Source organism: Clostridium sp. KNHs214, from assembly GCF_000744935.1.
Classification (GTDB): domain Bacteria; phylum Bacillota; class Clostridia; order Clostridiales; family Clostridiaceae; genus Haloimpatiens.
In genome coordinates this window covers 1,445,058-1,461,794 of sequence record NZ_JQMW01000011.1, presented here as the reverse complement: position 1 = coordinate 1,461,794, position 16,737 = coordinate 1,445,058, and the positions used below count along the sequence as shown (strand labels likewise).

General features: G+C 34.9%; 12 protein-coding genes, 1 tRNA gene and 3 rRNA genes. 3 read left to right on the top strand and 13 right to left on the bottom strand.

The features are described from left to right. Positions 1 to 353: 353 nt before the first annotated feature. Together CC89_RS21210 and CC89_RS21205 are read right to left on the bottom strand one after the other, a co-directional pair. Complete coding sequence (locus CC89_RS21210; protein ID WP_286161365.1) at positions 354 to 644, bottom strand: ATP-binding cassette domain-containing protein; 291 nt, start codon at positions 642 to 644, stop codon at positions 354 to 356. Between the two features lie 57 nt (positions 645 to 701). Continuing rightward, a complete protein-coding gene (locus CC89_RS21205; protein ID WP_286161364.1) occupies positions 702 to 1,070 on the bottom strand; it encodes an ATP-binding cassette domain-containing protein in 369 nt (122 codons plus the stop codon). Between the two features lie 350 nt (positions 1,071 to 1,420). Between CC89_RS21205 and CC89_RS15395 the strand changes: the two genes are divergently transcribed. The 3 genes from CC89_RS15395 (at position 1,421) to CC89_RS15385 (ending at position 3,440) form a co-directional block, all read left to right on the top strand. After that, positions 1,421 to 1,741: a PadR family transcriptional regulator gene (locus tag CC89_RS15395; RefSeq protein WP_207641515.1), complete on the top strand. Its 321-nt coding sequence runs from the start codon at positions 1,421 to 1,423 to the stop codon at positions 1,739 to 1,741. Between the two features lie 2 nt (positions 1,742 to 1,743). Then, positions 1,744 to 2,451, top strand: coding sequence for a hypothetical protein (locus tag CC89_RS15390; protein ID WP_035293429.1), 708 nt, complete (start codon positions 1,744 to 1,746; stop codon positions 2,449 to 2,451). A 344-nt stretch (positions 2,452 to 2,795) separates the two neighbouring features. Continuing rightward, the gene (locus CC89_RS15385; RefSeq protein WP_035293453.1) at positions 2,796 to 3,440 is read left to right on the top strand and encodes a YidC/Oxa1 family membrane protein insertase; all 645 of its coding nucleotides are present in this window, start codon (positions 2,796 to 2,798) and stop codon (positions 3,438 to 3,440) included. Positions 3,441 to 3,721: 281 nt separating this feature from the next. On the opposite strand, the gene CC89_RS15380 is transcribed toward CC89_RS15385, so the two are convergent. From CC89_RS15380 to CC89_RS15330, 11 genes are all read right to left on the bottom strand, one after another. Further along, entirely contained in the window at positions 3,722 to 4,543 is an 822-nt protein-coding gene (locus tag CC89_RS15380; protein ID WP_035293423.1) for a formate/nitrite transporter family protein, read from the bottom strand. A 185-nt stretch (positions 4,544 to 4,728) separates the two neighbouring features. Continuing rightward, a tRNA-Lys gene (locus CC89_RS15375) sits at positions 4,729 to 4,804 on the bottom strand. 10 nt (positions 4,805 to 4,814) lie between these two features. Next, positions 4,815 to 4,931, bottom strand: a 5S ribosomal RNA gene (rrf, locus tag CC89_RS15370). 156 nt (positions 4,932 to 5,087) lie between these two features. Further along, positions 5,088 to 7,992 (bottom strand): 23S ribosomal RNA (locus CC89_RS15365). 416 nt (positions 7,993 to 8,408) lie between these two features. Continuing rightward, positions 8,409 to 9,919, bottom strand: a 16S ribosomal RNA gene (locus CC89_RS15360). The 16S, 23S and 5S rRNA genes sit together here with 1 tRNA gene alongside, the layout of an rRNA operon. Positions 9,920 to 10,607: 688 nt before the next feature. Next, positions 10,608 to 12,335: a TasA family protein gene (locus CC89_RS15355; RefSeq protein ID WP_035293452.1), complete on the bottom strand. Its 1,728-nt coding sequence runs from the start codon at positions 12,333 to 12,335 to the stop codon at positions 10,608 to 10,610. Next, entirely contained in the window at positions 12,328 to 13,035 is a 708-nt protein-coding gene (locus tag CC89_RS15350; RefSeq protein ID WP_035293451.1) for an LPXTG cell wall anchor domain-containing protein, read from the bottom strand. The genes CC89_RS15355 and CC89_RS15350 overlap by 8 nt, the downstream gene beginning before the upstream one ends. Before the next feature lie 76 nt (positions 13,036 to 13,111). Next, entirely contained in the window at positions 13,112 to 13,717 is a 606-nt protein-coding gene (locus CC89_RS15345) for a hypothetical protein (protein ID WP_035293450.1), read from the bottom strand. A gap of 80 nt (positions 13,718 to 13,797) precedes the next feature. Then, the gene (locus CC89_RS15340; RefSeq protein ID WP_051931830.1) at positions 13,798 to 14,295 is read right to left on the bottom strand and encodes a signal peptidase I; all 498 of its coding nucleotides are present in this window, start codon (positions 14,293 to 14,295) and stop codon (positions 13,798 to 13,800) included. Positions 14,296 to 14,707: 412 nt separating this feature from the next. Beyond that, on the bottom strand, positions 14,708 to 15,448 hold the full coding sequence (locus tag CC89_RS15335) for an NAD-dependent protein deacylase (RefSeq protein WP_035293448.1): 741 nt from the start codon (positions 15,446 to 15,448) through the stop codon (positions 14,708 to 14,710). Between the two features lie 352 nt (positions 15,449 to 15,800). Further along, complete coding sequence (locus CC89_RS15330) at positions 15,801 to 16,733, bottom strand: CobW family GTP-binding protein (RefSeq protein WP_035293446.1); 933 nt, start codon at positions 16,731 to 16,733, stop codon at positions 15,801 to 15,803. Positions 16,734 to 16,737 lie beyond the last annotated feature (4 nt).

Here is a 16,737-nt window from a genome sequence, read left to right as displayed (position 1 = left end):
CTATAAAATCTTTACCCACATCTTTAATGTATCTAATAGGTTTTCTTTTGCTTTTATTCCCCAATAAACTTATAAAAATAAAAATAAAGGGAAATATAAAAAGCGCCAAATTCTCTAATCAGCCGTTATAGGATTAGCCAAAGCATTTTAACTCTATTTTTAAATTGCGCAAAATTCAATAAAATAATAGGGTTTTAAAGTCTCGAATCATTTTAAAGCCTCCCCATAAATTCCATATTTACTTTTGTTAATTATTTTTATATGAATGTACCTTACTCTTATTAACTATATTTATCAATTTTTCAATATATAAATTCCTAAAATTTTCACATACTCACAACAAGGTTTCTTCACTACTCTGAAATCTTTAAGAATATATCCTCTAGTGACATTTGCTCTTCTGCTCCAATTGCATCCTGCAACTCCTGTTTGCTTCCGTCAGCTATAATTTTTCCCTTCTTCATTATAATAATTCTATCATTTAGTTTATCCACTGAAGAGAGTATATGTGTACTTATAAGTATTGTTTTACCATCGTCTCTTAATAACTTTAAAATATCCTTAAAATCTTTAATTCCCTTAGGATCTAAACCTACAAATGGTTCGTCTATTAAAAATATATCTGGATTATGTAAAAGTCCCATACAAATAGATACCTTTGTTTCATTCCTTTAGATAAATTTTTGCTTATTTGATTCTTCTTATCCCAAATGCCAAATAATTTTAGCATCTCCTCTGCTTTTTCTTCCCAAACTACCTAATTTATAAGCTAAAGCTATAAATTTCAAATGCTCCCATACTGTAAGATATGGGTATATATCTGGCGTCTCCGGCATATAAGCTAACTTTTCTCTTATATTTTTATCCTTAATGCTCTTGCCACATATAAAAACTTCCCCTTCGTTTTTTCTTAAAAGAGATAATATACACTTTATAGTTGTGGTTTTTCCTGCTCCATTTGGACCTGCAAGAACTGTAATCTCGCCTGCATTTAACTTAAATGAAATTCCACTGACTGCCTTCTCTTTGCCATAATTTTTTGTTAGGTTTTTAACTTCCATTGAAACCATGCTTTTTACCCTCCTCCATCAACATATTTTATCCACATATTTTACTACTTGAAATTTTAATATTCTGCATTAAAAAAAAATATTTATTTTATCTTCAGCATTGTGTTTCAGTAGATAACTTATCTCCTATTTTGTAATAAAACAATATCCACATATACATAGTTCAATAACTCTATCCTATATTGCCTTACACAACATTTTATTATAGCATTTAATTTATAGTCAATGTTTACATTTAATTTACAGCAATTATTTTGTAAATATTAATATAATACTACTTGACATTACATAGTAGTAGATATATTATATAATTTATAAAAGCTATTATGCAATACAAAGTAGGTGATTATGTGGCAAATACAACCCAAATATTAAAAGGTTTATTAGAAGGATGCATTTTAAAAATAGTTAGCAATAAAGAAACCTATGGTTATGCCATATGTGAATGTTTAACAAATTATGGCTTCAGTGAAATCTCAGAAGGCAGCGTGTATCCTATACTTATACGTTTAGAGAAAAAAAACTTATTATACTCCATTATGAAAAAGTCTCCCCTAGGCCCTATGAGAAAATATTATTATCTTACAGAAGCTGGAGAGAGCGAATTGCATGACTTCATGCTTTCTTGGAAAGAAATAAAAAGAAATGTTGAAACTGTATTGGAGGGGTAACCATGATATTAACATTGAAATTATTAAAATTAAGACTGGAACAAGAAAAAAAGCTAAATGCTGAAAATTTAGCTCTATATAAATCTATAACCACTTGCATCAAAAACAGCAATTTATCAGTTATAGAAAAAGAGGAAGTATTACAAGAAATTATATCTCTAATACTTGAAGCTCAGCTTGAAAATAAACCTATGAATTTATTTATAGGAAAAGATTATGAAAAATTTTGCATGTCCATAATAAACGAGTATAATGGAAATAAAAGCATCTACTTAAAAATACTAAATTTTATACAAAAATATTTATTAACACTTATTATACTTTCATTATTTATGGCTATAGTAAATAAACTTGTATATAAATATTCTTCATTTGGAATTACGGTTGATAATTTTATATTAGCTAATGCCATTTCATTAATACTTTATCCTATAAGTAGAAAAATTCGACAAAGAAATTCTTCCTATACTTTTTATCAAAGTATTTTTGCAAATAAAGAAAATACCTATGGCGAAATGGTTGCACTAGTTTTTTACGTAATTTTTATATTTCTTTCAAGATTTATTGTTGGCAAAATATTCGGTAAGGAAGTCTTTGATTATTTATTAAATCTAAACAATTGTATTTACTATTTAATATTAATATCTTTTATAGTAATCACTATTGAGTTTTTTAACTCAACTTTGGTTAAAATAAGAAATTTTAAGTAATAAATTTTATGTATAAATATATATGTGAGGTTCATTATGAAATTTGATATTGTTAATATAATTCAGTTCATGCTGCTTTTCATATTCTTAGCAAATTTATTTTATATAATGGTGGCATTTACCCAATGTAGGAAAAATTTTAATCTCTCATTGGTTAAAAATGTCCATATAGAAGCATTGGATTATGGAAAAAACTTAACTATAAAAAACTATCTATGTTATGAAAAGTATGACATTTGGAGGTATTGCGAACTTTTTTAATTAAAAATGATATTTATAAACTCAATAGTTAAAATGAAGTATTGTATGGTGGGATACACCATCAATAAAAAGGAGAGATTTGTATGAATATCATTTTTAATGCACTTAATTATATATTAAATTACATTTTCAATATTACTGGTGACTTAGGTATTGCCATAATTTTAATAACGATACTAGTAAGGATTTGTCTTATCCCTATATCAATAAAACAAAAAAAGAGCATGTACCATCAGCAATGCATGTCTAAAAAAATTGAAGATATAAAAAATAAGTATGGAAATAATAAAGCTAAACTCCAGCAAGAACTTCAAAAATGCTACACTGAAAATGCTAAATCTATGTTAGGTTGTTTAATAAGTTTATTGCAATTACCTATAATATCTTCATTATATTTTGTAATTATGAAAATGCCTATAAGTGTGGGTAGTATTCTTGTTCCTTGGGTATGCAGTATTAAACTTCCAGACCCCCACTTTATAATTCCAACTATATATTTATTCGTTTCAATTTGTCCAAATTTACTTTCATATATACCTTATCTAAATTATTTGAAATCTCCTTTGAAAAATGAAAGTGTTAAATTAAGCCTTTTAACCACAAGCATATTTAGCCTAGTCTTAACAGTAAAAGCACCTATTGCTTTAGGAATTTACTTTATTACTACTGGATTATTTTCATTATTTGAAGAAATAATTTATAGAATATATATGCGAAAAAAGCTTTAATTAAATTCTCCTGTTAATTATTTAGAAGCTATTTGGAAAATATAAATTTATATTTTCCAAATAGCTCTTTTAGTTATCCTTAAATCCTAGTTATGTTTAAGCTGTTATTTATTTTAATTATTTCTTATTACCTATAATACTTATTCACATTTCATGTTGTAATTATACAATATATCCACATATATTAACTATATTCTATTATATTTATCATTAAAATATTCATAGCGTTAATAACAAAAATACCATAGATATCTATCATTAATATATTTTAGATTTGTTTGTTAATTATCCTTTTTATATGCTAAAAAATATGCTCCACCCACTAAAACTGCTCCCCCAAAAATATTGCCAAGAGTTACAGGTATTAAATTATTTATAAACGCTTTCCCTCCAACAAGAGCTAACTTATCTGCTCCAATTCCAGAAGCTTGTACATAAAGTGCATTAGTCTTAGCAAACATACCTATAGTTAAGTAATACATATTAGCTACACAGTGTTCAAAGCCACAAACAACGAATGCCATTATAGGAAACCAAGGCATTATTATCTTACCTATAACATCTTTGGCTGCATAAGATGACCAAACCGCAAGACATACTAAAATATTACATATTATCCCACTAGCAAAAGCTGTACTAAAGCTTAACCCTGATTTTTTAGCCGCCATTTTAATTAGTGTGGCTCCTACTTTTCCACCATTAATATCAAGCATCCCTGAATAAAAAATTAAAAATGCTATAATTGTGGCACCTATAAAATTAGATATATATATTATTACCCAATTTCTAAGCATATCTTTAAATTTTATTCTTCCTTCTAAGGCAGCTATAATCATAAGATTGTTTCCAGTAAATAACTCTGCTCCACAAATTAATACTAACATGAGCCCTACTGGGAATATTATTCCACTTACAAGCTTCGATAACCCTATGTTATTAACACTATGCGATGCCACAGCCGCTGCCGCTCCACCTATAGCTATAAAAGCACCTGCTAGGATACCTAAAATAATTCCACTCCCTAGTTTTATCTCTGCTTTTTCTTCTGCACTTTTTATGGTTGCCTCTCTTATTTCTACTGGTTTTAATATATTGCTGCTCATAATAATACTCCTTTTTTTACTATTTCGACATATATTAAACCATAGTTTTACCATATATGCAATACTAATGTTAATTCCTTTATTTCGAAAATCATATTTTTTATTGCCACACATACCCCTAATCAACAATTATACATTTTTAATTAACAAATAAAAAAACGTACCTCTAAAAGAGATACGTTTTTTGGTGATCTACCGGGGAATCGAACCCCGGACACCATGATTAAAAGTCATGTGCTCTACCGACTGAGCTAGTAGATCAAAATAAATAACCTGGCGACGACCTACTCTCCCACAGGGCTTCCCCTGCAGTACCATCGGCGCTTTGAAGCTTAACCGTCCTGTTCGGAATGGGAAGGGGTGTTACCTTCAAGCCATAATCACCAGATGCTATAGTTCTTAGGGCTTTAGACCTTAGACATATAGTACTCCTCAGCTTTGCTGAGCGAGTTTCCTTTAAAAGAACTTTATTGTTCTTTCAAAATTGCACAGTGTGGAAAATCTTTTAATTGTCAACTGTCAATCACTAATTGTCAGTTATATTTTGATCAAGCCCTCGACTTATTAGTATCGGTCAGCTGAACATGTTACCATGCTTACACCTCCGACCTATCAACCTGGTAGTCTTCCAGGAGTCTTACTAGCTTACGCTATGGGAAATCTAATCTTGAGGTGGACTTCACGCTTAGATGCTTTCAGCGTTTATTCCTTCCCAACATAGCTACCCAGCTATGCCACTGGCGTGACAACTGGTGCACCAGAGGTTGGTCCATCCCGGTCCTCTCGTACTAAGGACAGCTCCTCTCAAATTTCCTACGCCCGCGACGGAAAGGGACCGAACTGTCTCACGACGTTCTGAACCCAGCTCGCGTGCCGCTTTAATGGGCGAACAGCCCAACCCTTGGGACCGACTTCAGCCCCAGGATGCGACGAGCCGACATCGAGGTGCCAAACCTCCCCGTCGATGTGGACTCTTGGGGGAGATCAGCCTGTTATCCCCGAGGTAGCTTTTATCCGTTGAGCGATGGCCCTCCCACGAGGAACCACCGGATCACTAAGCCCGACTTTCGTCCCTGCTCCACCTGTATGTGTCGCAGTCAAGCTCCCTTCTGCCTTTACACTCTGCGCGCAATTTCCGACTGCGCTGAGGGAACCTTTGGGCGCCTCCGTTACTTTTTAGGAGGCGACCGCCCCAGTCAAACTGCCCACCTAACAATGTCCCGTGACCAGATTCATGGCCTCCGGTTAGAATTTCAATACTGTCAGGGTGGTATCCCAAGGATGACTCCACAGAAGCTGACGCCCCTGCTTCTAAGTCTCCCACCTATCCTGTACAGACAATACCGAAATTCAATGCTAAGCTACAGTAAAGCTCTACGGGGTCTTTCCGTCCAATCGCGGGTAGAAGGCATCTTCACCTCCAATTCAATTTCACCGGATTTGTTGTCGAGACAGTGCCCAAATCATTACGCCATTCGTGCGGGTCGGAACTTACCCGACAAGGAATTTCGCTACCTTAGGACCGTTATAGTTACGGCCGCCGTTTACTGGGGCTTAAGTTCAAGGCTTCGCTTACGCTAACCAATCCCCTTAACCTTCCAGCACCGGGCAGGCGTCAGCCCCTATACATCAGCTTTCGCTTTAGCAGAGACCTGTGTTTTTGCTAAACAGTTGCTTGGGCCTATTCACTGCGGCCTACTCTCGTAGGCACCCCTTCTCCCGAAGTTACGGGGTTAATTTGCCGAGTTCCTTGACAACAATTCTTCCGCTGGCCTTAGGATTCTCTCCTCATCTACCTGTGTCGGTTTGCGGTACGGGCACCATTTTCCTCGATAGAGGCTTTTCTTGGCAGTGTGGAATCGGATACTTCGCTACTAAAATTTCACTCCCCATCACACCTCAGACTTAAGACTGAACGGATTTGCCTGTTCAATCATCCTAAGTGCTTAGACGCACATCCATCAGTGCGCACATCCTATCCTACTGCGTCACCCCATTTCTCAAACGGATCATGGTGGTATAGGAATATCAACCGATTGTCCATCACCTACGCCTTTCGGCCTCGGCTTAGGTCCCGACTAACCCTGAGCGGACGAGCCTTCCTCAGGAAACCTTAGATTTTCGGCCAATGAGATTCTCACTCATTTCTCGCTACTTATGCCAGCATTCTCACTTCTGTACAGTCCACCGCTCCTTACGGTACGACTTCAACCCGTACAGAAAGCTCCCCTACCATATACATTGTATATCCATAGCTTCGGTGGTAAGTTTGAGCCCCGGACATCTTCGGCGCAGGATCTCTTGACTAGTGAGCTATTACGCACTCTTTAAATGAGTGGCTGCTTCTAAGCCAACATCCTAGTTGTCTTAGAAATCCCACATCCTTTACCACTTAACTTACACTTTGGGACCTTAGCTGATGGTCTGGGCTGTTTCCCTTTTGACCACGGATCTTATCATTCGTAGTCTGACTGCCAGGATAAAAGTAAATGGCATTCGGAGTTTGATAAGGTTCGGTAAGCTATATGCCCCCTAGCCTATTCAGTGCTCTACCTCCATTACTCATTACCTGACGCTAGCCCTAAAGCTATTTCGGGGAGAACCAGCTATCTCCGAGTTCGATTGGAATTTCTCCGCTATCCACAGCTCATCCCATGGTTTTTCAACACCAACGCGGTTCGGTCCTCCGCGGAATTTTACTTCCGTTTCAACCTGGCCATGGATAGGTCACTCGGTTTCGGGTCTACAGCATGCAACTAATCGCCCTATTCAGACTCGGTTTCCCTGCGGCTCCGCACCAAAAGTGCTTAACCTTGCTACATACCATAACTCGCTGGCTCGTTCTACAAAAAGCACGCCGTCACACATGTAAAGTGCTTCGACAGTTTGTAGGCACACGGTTTCAGGTTCTATTTCACTCCCCTCCCGGGGTTCTTTTCACCTTTCCCTCACGGTACTTCTTCACTATCGGTCACTAGGTAGTATTTAGCCTTGGGAGGTGGTCCTCCCAGCTTCCCACAAGGTTTCACGTGTCTCGTGGTACTCTGGAGTAGATCTTACTTATATTTCTTTTACCTACAGGACTATTACCTTCTGTGGTGGAGCGTTCCAGCTCTCTTCGATTAGAAAATCTAAGACATTATGATCTATCCTCAACCCCTAAATCCGAAGACTTAGGTTTGGGCTCTTTCCCGTTCGCTCGCCGCTACTTAGGAAATCGATTTTTCTTTCTCTTCCTCCGGGTACTTAGATGTTTCAGTTCCCCGGGTTTGCCTCTGTATACCTATGAATTCAGCATACAGTACTCAGCGTAGCTGAGCAGGTTGCCCCATTCGGAAATCTGTGGCTCACAGGCTATTTGCGCCTACCCACAGCTTATCGCAGCTTATCACGTCCTTCGTCGGCTCCTAGTGCCAAGGCATCCGCCATGCGCCCTTTGTAGCTTGACCTTTCGTTAGTTTGCTAGTTGGCCAGTGTGCTAGCGTGCTAGTGTTTAGCTTGCTAGTTTTAGTAACCTTCTAGAAACTACTTTTTATCAGTTTTCTAGTGTGCTAGTTGTCTAGCGACTAGTACTGATTGTTTATTTTAATTGATTCTCCAGTGAAATCATCACAATTGTAATAATTTCTACTTTTCTTCACTGTGCAATTTTCAAAGAACAAGTTTTTCAGTTGGCTAGTGTGCTAGCCTTCTAGCGTCTAGCTACTGATGAGAGATTTAATTCTACAACCAATCACTTAACTGATCATTACTAATTAATCATTGTTAATTGACCATTGTATCTGGTCTCTCAAAATTAAACAGAGATATCAGTGAACTTGTCATAATTTACGAAAAGGTGACTTCCTTTTCATGTTCTCCTTAGAAAGGAGGTGATCCAGCCGCAGGTTCTCCTACGGCTACCTTGTTACGACTTCACCCCAATCACTAATCCCACCTTCGGCCGCTGGCTCCTTACGGTTACCTCACGGACTTCGGGTGTTACCAGCTCTCATGGTGTGACGGGCGGTGTGTACAAGGCCCGGGAACGTATTCACCGCGACATTCTGATTCGCGATTACTAGCAACTCCAGCTTCATGTAGGCGAGTTGCAGCCTACAATCCGAACTGAGATCGGTTTTTGAGATTTGCTCCACCTCACGGTCTTGCGTCTCTTTGTACCGACCATTGTAGCACGTGTGTAGCCCTAGACATAAGGGGCATGATGATTTGACGTCATCCCCACCTTCCTCCTGGTTAACCCAGGCAGTCTTGCTAGAGTGCTCAACTTAATGGTAGCAACTAACAATAGGGGTTGCGCTCGTTGCGGGACTTAACCCAACATCTCACGACACGAGCTGACGACAACCATGCACCACCTGTCTCCAAGTTCCCCGAAGGGCACTACCGTGTTTCCACAGTATTCTTGGGATGTCAAGTCTAGGTAAGGTTCTTCGCGTTGCTTCGAATTAAACCACATGCTCCGCTGCTTGTGCGGGCCCCCGTCAATTCCTTTGAGTTTTAATCTTGCGACCGTACTCCCCAGGCGGGGTACTTAATGTGTTTACTGCGGCACCGAGGTTGGACCCCCGACACCTAGTACCCATCGTTTACGGCGTGGACTACCAGGGTATCTAATCCTGTTTGCTCCCCACGCTTTCGTGCCTCAGCGTCAGTTACAGTCCAGAAAGCCGCCTTCGCCACTGGTGTTCTTCCTAATCTCTACGCATTTCACCGCTACACTAGGAATTCCGCTTTCCTCTCCTGCACTCTAGATGCCCAGTTTGAAATGCAGCACCCAAGTTGAGCTCGGGTATTTCACATCTCACTTAAACATCCGCCTACGCACTCTTTACGCCCAGTAAATCCGGACAACGCTCGCCACCTACGTATTACCGCGGCTGCTGGCACGTAGTTAGCCGTGGCTTCCTCCTCTGGTACCGTCATTATCGTCCCAGATAACAGAGCTTTACAACCCTAAGGCCTTCATCACTCACGCGGCGTTGCTGCGTCAGGGTTTCCCCCATTGCGCAATATTCCCCACTGCTGCCTCCCGTAGGAGTCTGGACCGTGTCTCAGTTCCAATGTGGCCGATCACCCTCTCAGGTCGGCTACGCATCGTCGCCTTGGTAAGCCTTTACCTTACCAACTAGCTAATGCGCCGCGGGCCCATCTCAAAGCGGATTGCTCCTTTGATTACAGAACCATGCGATTCCATAATTTTATGCGGTATTAATCTCCCTTTCGGGAGGCTATTCCCCTCTTTGAGGCAGGTTGCCCACGTGTTACTCACCCGTCCGCCGCTAATCCATCCCCGAAGGGATTTCATCGCTCGACTTGCATGTGTTAGGCACGCCGCCAGCGTTCGTCCTGAGCCAGGATCAAACTCTCAATTTTAAGAATTTAATCTCAAACTCAAATTCACTGACTTTATGATTTACATCTTTATCTCTGTTTAATTTTCAAAGACCAGCTTTTCTCTGCCGCTTCAAGCGACTTAATCATCTTATCATTTGTAAATTACTTTGTCAACATTTTTTTATTGACTATTAATTTACGGCAGTTATCAGAATCTTTATTGTCTGTTTCCTGCAACGTTTACTATCTTACCACTTCATAAATAACGTTGTTTTTATATAAAATTTTATTATGATTAATTATACTCTAATTCTTATCATTTGCTTTAAATTTCTTTATTTTTTATGTAATGATATACTAGGAAATGTTGTATAATTCCTTAATACTTATACACATTTTATCCTCGCATTTTCCACATCTTATCAACAGAGTTATTAACATTTAGGTAAATGAAAAGAAATAACAAGTCAAAGATGCTAGTATATTTTGTGTCAGACAAGAAATCAGATTCCGCTTTTGGTAAGAACTATCGACAAGTTTTGCTAACGCAGTATGACGCAAAATAGGCTAGCATACTGACTTGTTATTTATTTGAATATGCCTTACACTCTAGCTTTATAAAAACCCACGGCTAAAAACTATCAGCCGTGAATTTTTATTGTTTATTTAAATCTAAATTCAAATCAGAAAGCATTGGGAGTTGGTCTGCTCTTTGCGTTTTTATTATTTACTTAAATCTAAATTCCTCAATATTATTTTTATTTAAAGTATCTTCATTAGTCTTATTTGAAACTTTTTCATCAGTTTTATTTGGCTTTTTACTTAAACTTTCACTGGCTTTTCTATTATCCATAAATTTAATAGTATATGTGCCAGAATTAACTTCATAATCCTTGTATTTAAATTTTATATTACATTCCGTTCTATCTAACCTACAATATACATCATTTTTAGGTACCATTTTATTTAAAACTATATCTCTCATTTTTCCTTGCCAACTGGTTTCCCAATACCTATTCCAAGGCCATCCAACTAAATCCGCATGTGCCCTATAACCTTGTAATTTTTCTCTTAGGTTATCTAAAGATGATTGAGCTAATCTATCTGCAAAAATTCCACTATATTCATTTAATGAATAATATCCTTTACCTCCAATATCAAAAATTATTAAATCCGCTTCCTTTGCCACAGAATTACCATATCCGTTATTTCGCTTATATTCATTGCCTTTCCACTGGTATGTGAGAACCCTTCTTGGATTACCTATAGGAGCTAAATCTTCACTCTCCCTATCAACCTTATATTCATTTTTATATTTTATACTCTTAAATATATCCCATTGAGAAATATTTATATTTGAACTATCCAGTTGTATCTTTCCATAATCTAAATCTTCTTTTACAGGATTAGCAATAGCTACAATATAATGAACAATAGTTCCATGTTCATTTCTCTTATCGTGTACATCATCTTTTTTCGATATAACATTTCCCTTCCAGCTTTTAAAGTACGTGCTTCCCATATTATTTCTGACACTAGTTTCACCTAAGTTAGGTATATTACTATATTGATTAAAGGATTCACCTACTGTATTTCCTTGACTATTACTAGCTATATCATTCAGAATATAAGATTCAGCATTTTTAAACCACTGAACATAACTAGGACTTTCATAATTTGGCTTATCAGGAAGTGCGCCTTTAAAAACTGGCCCTGCCGAAGCATATATTTTAACTATAGGCTTTGGATATTCTCCTGTAGTAATAATATTATTTTTACTTCTAGTTACATAACTAAAATATCTATCATTACTATAAGCTTTATCATTGACTTGCCTTGCATCTAGCACTATATCAAAACTTGCACTTCTATTTTCTGTGGAATATGGTGCTGAATCTATAAGCTTAATATTAACCTTTAATTCTATCTTTTCATAAGGAGAAATAATTATTCTTTTAGAGAGCTTATTGAGATTTTTTATATTTTGATTCTCAGCAATAGTCTTAGTAGTATTTCCTTTTATCATTTTAATGTCACAGTTTATATAATCTAGCAAAGACTTATTTGCCCTATTGGAATCTTTTATCTTACTGTCCTTGAAATTGTCTAAACTTATTAAAAGCTTTTGAGTTAAAGAGCCGGTGTTTTTAATACTTATGGATTTTTCTACACTTTTACCTGGTATTAAATTCTCACCTGTAGAAATATTTATTAAGGCTCTTTCATCCTCAATAATTTTCTCATCTCCACCTAAAAAGTTAACTTTAAGACTTCCAGTTTTTATTTTTAAATTTGAATCTACTCCTAAACCTGTTTTAAAGTAACTGTAGGTACCAGATGTAGTAAATGCTACTATTAATACTAATGCAATTAATGATATTATAGTGGTTTTTCTTCTTATATTAAATTTTCCCCTAATCCTTTTTATTATATTGAATTTCCCAGCCTTAGTCATCCAACCTACCCCCTTGCTTAAAAGAGGCATTTTCTCTTTTCTTCCTATTTAAAAATATTCCACATATAACTAAACAAATTCCAGTAAAGATAAGCAATGTAGTATTTAAAAAGCCTCCTGTTTGTGGTATTATAGCCATTGCTTCATCCATGGTATAGGTTATGCCTAATTTAAACTCATTAACAACCCCTTGAAGATTATTTTCAGCTTTAGGTGATATGGCAAATACAAGTTGCATGTTCTTTTTAGTATTACCCTTTACAGTAACTTTTTCATTTAAATTTATTTCACCTTTTTCCATTAGCTTTTCAAAGGTTCCTTCATAAAGAATTTTCCCGTCACATAACAGTGAAATGTTAACATTCTTCATAAAATCCTTATATATTGTATCTTCAGTGGCAATTATTCTTTGTTCTTCTAAACTTAACAAAGAAATTGTTTGAAAGTTTATTTTTTCTACCTGAATATCCTCTTTATAATTATTGTCTACATAAAAACCTCTCACTTCTTCTCTGCCCGGATACCAAAGGCCATCTTTTAAGTTGAATATACCTTCTTTACTCTCTCCATTTAGTGGAAGTACTTTCACTTTTTCATCTTTAGAAGATATTTTGGCTTCAGCTCCTCCAAAACTAAAAAAAACCATTGCTAAAGCTATGAAGAAAATTATATATCTTTTAAATTTACACTTTACTTCCACACCCTCACCCTACCTCACTAATAGTTTATTAAAGCATCTGATTTCATTACATAATTCATTGCCAAGCTCTACTATATTATTTGCCACTAGGGTCATTTACTTGATATCCATCTATCTCTACTAATTTAGCTGTTGTTAACTTACTCATATCAAATCTGGTGTCATTGTTTTGATTTTCAAAAGTAGTTTCTGTATCTCCATTAGTTATTGTAGACTTTAATGTAGCTGTTATTTTAATATCCATAGTTTCATTTGGTGCTAATATTTTACTGTCAGTCAATCCTTCCATTTTAATATCAAATACATTATATAAACTTTCTAACTCTTGTCCTTGAACTTTTACAGCTTTAATTCTTTCATGTAAGTCTCCAGTGTTTGTTATAGTTACAACCTTTTCAAAAACATCTCCTGGCTTAACTACATCAAAGCTATTTGTTTTTTCACTAACTTTTATAACATCCTTTGTTGCTGCATCTATTTCATTCTCATCTACCTCTTCAACTACGCCTTTGTATTCCCATTTTGAGTCATTTTCTTTTGCAACCTTTAAAGTACCTGTTTTTATTACTAGATTTGCATCTACATCAGATTTTGCTTTGAAATATGCGCGAGTTCCAAGAACTCCTCCCCCTAATAATAGTACCCCTGCTAAAGCTAGTGAAATTATTCTTTTTTTACTCATACTAAAACCTCCCATAAATTTTAATTTAGGTACATGAAATGTGCCTTATATATACTCATCAATGATTTTTCAAAAATACATTAATGGGCAAAACATTTTTTTAAAACCTCTACAATTACATAAACTATAAATATTGCAATTATAATAAAAATCACTAATGGTTTTCTTAAACCAACTAAAATGTAACCAAGATATGGTACTCTAAAAGAATACTTTCCATAAACTTGAGAAGATTTAATGGGGGAATCCTCCACATTATTTGCATCACCCTTGGTTATTAAACTATTTCCTTGTATCTTTTTAATCCTATGGGTTATAAAGTTGTCCTCAGAAATATATGTTAATATATCCCCTTCCTTCAGTTCTTCTATATGGGTTTTTTTAACTAAAATCACATCTCCAGGTTTTATCTTAGGTTCCATGCTGCCACTTAAAACTATAAAACTTCTGTATCCAAAAACAGTAGGTATTTTACTTTTATCTCCTTTAGATAGTAAATTGCCAATTATCACCCAAGATAGTAACGCTATTATTAATATAAAAAATACATTCACAATAACTTTTATCCTTTTTTTCATCTCCTCACCTTACCCTCTATATTCTTCTGTATTTTTGAATTTTACATTAAAGTATATTCTGACTTTTGTTTTTTATTAAAGATTTTTTATTATTTTCATAGAGTATTTTATAGTCAAAATGCCCTATTATTCGATAAAAAAATCACTGGAAATTTTCCAGTGATTTCAAAATTATATTTTATTATTTCCAGCAATATGTCTATAATGCTCCTATCCTTATGCAGACAACTTAAATTCAGAGTATAGTAACTTATTTTTGTCAACTAGCTAATTCAACTTTCGCAGTTACAAAATAAAAATTTAAGGATAAAACTCCTTTAGAAATTTTTCATAAAGTACAAATTGAAGAACTTCTCTAGGAATTTCAACCTTCATTTTAAATTTTAAATTAGAAACTATATTTGTATTTACTTTATTCAACTAAATTTATAGCCTCAGCCATCACTTTTCCTATGCTATCATTTATAACAAGTTTAGCTTTCTTATCATATGGAGTAGACTTTTTGTTTATTAATATTAATTTAGTACCCTTAAAGTATTGAATAAGTCCTGCAGCTGGATACACTACCAAAGAAGTCCCCCCAACTATAAGTACATCAGCTTCTGCAATGTATTCAACAGACTTTTGTATAACATCCATATCTAAGCCCTCTTCATATAACACTACATCTGGTTTTACTATACCTCCGCACTTCTCACAAGTGGGAATTGTCTCTCCGCTTTTTAATATATATTCTAAATCATAAAAAGCACCACAATCCATACAATAATTTCTATTAATAGATCCATGAAGCTCTAACACATTCTTTGAGCCTGCCATTTGATGCAGACCATCTATATTTTGTGTTATTACAGTTTTTAATTTTCCCATTTCCTCTAACTTAGCTAAAGCTTTATGGGCTAAATTAGGTCTTGCCTCTTTAAATATCATATTACTTTTATAAAATCTGTAAAATTCCTCCTTATGACTATCAAAAAAGCTTCTACTAAGCATGACCTCAGGAGGATATTTAAAATTATTTTTGGCATTAAATAATCCTTTATTAGATCTAAAATCAGGAATATTACTCTCAGTAGATACACCTGCTCCACCAAAGAATACCACATTAGAACTTTCTCTTAGGATTTCTTTTAATTTTTCAACATTTTCCACTTAGAACACCTCCTAAAATCTATTCCTGCATATACTTACTGAAATTACTGAAACTACAAGGAATAAATTTCATTAATCATTAAATACCTATTCTTACATATAATTATATCATTACCCATTGCATATAATTATATATTAACAAAAAATATAAACTGCCTTAAATGATAAAAAATCTGCCTTAAGATAGCAACAACTATATTTTCTATAGTCTTTTATTGCCGCCTTATAAACAGATTTTATTTACGTGTCTTATTTAAATACTTTATTTAGATGTTTTATTTGAATATTTAATTTATATTTTTAATTTATGCGTTTAATTTATATGTTTACTTCAAGCTTTCATTTAATGTTTTTATCTAAGCTTCATCTCTTTTCCCACTACCTCTTCCCAAGCACTAAATATTGGTCTTATTATGTTAGGTCCTATTTTAGATATTATAACCATCTGTGAAGTACCTTCATCTTTATCCCAAGGTTTATAGTCAATTTTCTTATTAACTACATCCACTTGATTCCATCCATCTTCTAATTTGAAGAATCCCTTTATTCTAAATGCATCGGAGGATATTTTATCTATAAATGCTGTTAATTTATCTTTAGTAATTTCACCTTCGTAAGTTAAATTTAAAGTCTTTGGCTTATTTTCTGGAGTGTTACTGCTCTCTTCTATTTCAACCCATCCGTCTTTAGTAAGGTCTTTTTCTAAAAAGTCCAAGTTTATCTTTCCGAAAGAAGCCTTTTCTATATGTACCTTACTATTTATTTCAGCAATTTTGGCCATGACCTTGTTTAACATATCATCATTTACTAAATCTATTTTATTTAATATTACCATATGACAGTGTTTTAGTTGTCTTTCTACAGTTTCTAAATCTACAATTTGCTCTAGAAAATTAGGTGCATCAACAAGACATATAGCTCCCCTATAATCATATACATCACCCTTTACAGACGCTACACCTTCTAAAATATCGCCTATATTGGAGGGATCTGCAAGCCCTGAACTTTCAACAAATAAATATTCCATTTCCCTATCTGCCATCTCTATCATAGCTGAAGCAAAGGATAGTTTTAGGCAAGAACAGAATATAGACCCTCTATTAATTTCTACTAGCTCCATACCTTCTTTTTTTATAATTGTTCCATCTATACCAATTTTCCCGAACTCATTCATAATTACTCCAACTTTTCTTTCACTAAGGCTCTCTAATACATTAGTCAAGAAAGTAGTTTTTCCCGAACCTAAAAATCCTGTTAAAAGATAGAGTTTTATTTTTTTATCCATAATC

What these genes read in the sequence shown, in the direction of transcription:
- CC89_RS15340 (WP_051931830.1), bottom strand. Translation starts at nt 14,295, where the DNA reads ATGAAAAAAAGGATAAAAGTTATTGTGAATGTATTTTTTATATTAATA.
- CC89_RS15330 (WP_035293446.1), bottom strand. Translation starts at nt 16,733, where the DNA reads ATGGATAAAAAAATAAAACTCTATCTTTTAACAGGATTTTTAGGTTCG.
- CC89_RS15380 (WP_035293423.1), bottom strand. Translation starts at nt 4,543, where the DNA reads ATGAGCAGCAATATATTAAAACCAGTAGAAATAAGAGAGGCAACCATA.
- CC89_RS15390 (WP_035293429.1), top strand. Translation starts at nt 1,744, where the DNA reads ATGATATTAACATTGAAATTATTAAAATTAAGACTGGAACAAGAAAAA.
- CC89_RS21210 (WP_286161365.1), bottom strand. Translation starts at nt 644, where the DNA reads ATGGGACTTTTACATAATCCAGATATATTTTTAATAGACGAACCATTT.
- CC89_RS15385 (WP_035293453.1), top strand. Translation starts at nt 2,796, where the DNA reads ATGAATATCATTTTTAATGCACTTAATTATATATTAAATTACATTTTC.
- CC89_RS15345 (WP_035293450.1), bottom strand. Translation starts at nt 13,717, where the DNA reads ATGAGTAAAAAAAGAATAATTTCACTAGCTTTAGCAGGGGTACTATTA.
- CC89_RS21205 (WP_286161364.1), bottom strand. Translation starts at nt 1,070, where the DNA reads ATGGTTTCAATGGAAGTTAAAAACCTAACAAAAAATTATGGCAAAGAG.
- CC89_RS15355 (WP_035293452.1), bottom strand. Translation starts at nt 12,335, where the DNA reads ATGACTAAGGCTGGGAAATTCAATATAATAAAAAGGATTAGGGGAAAA.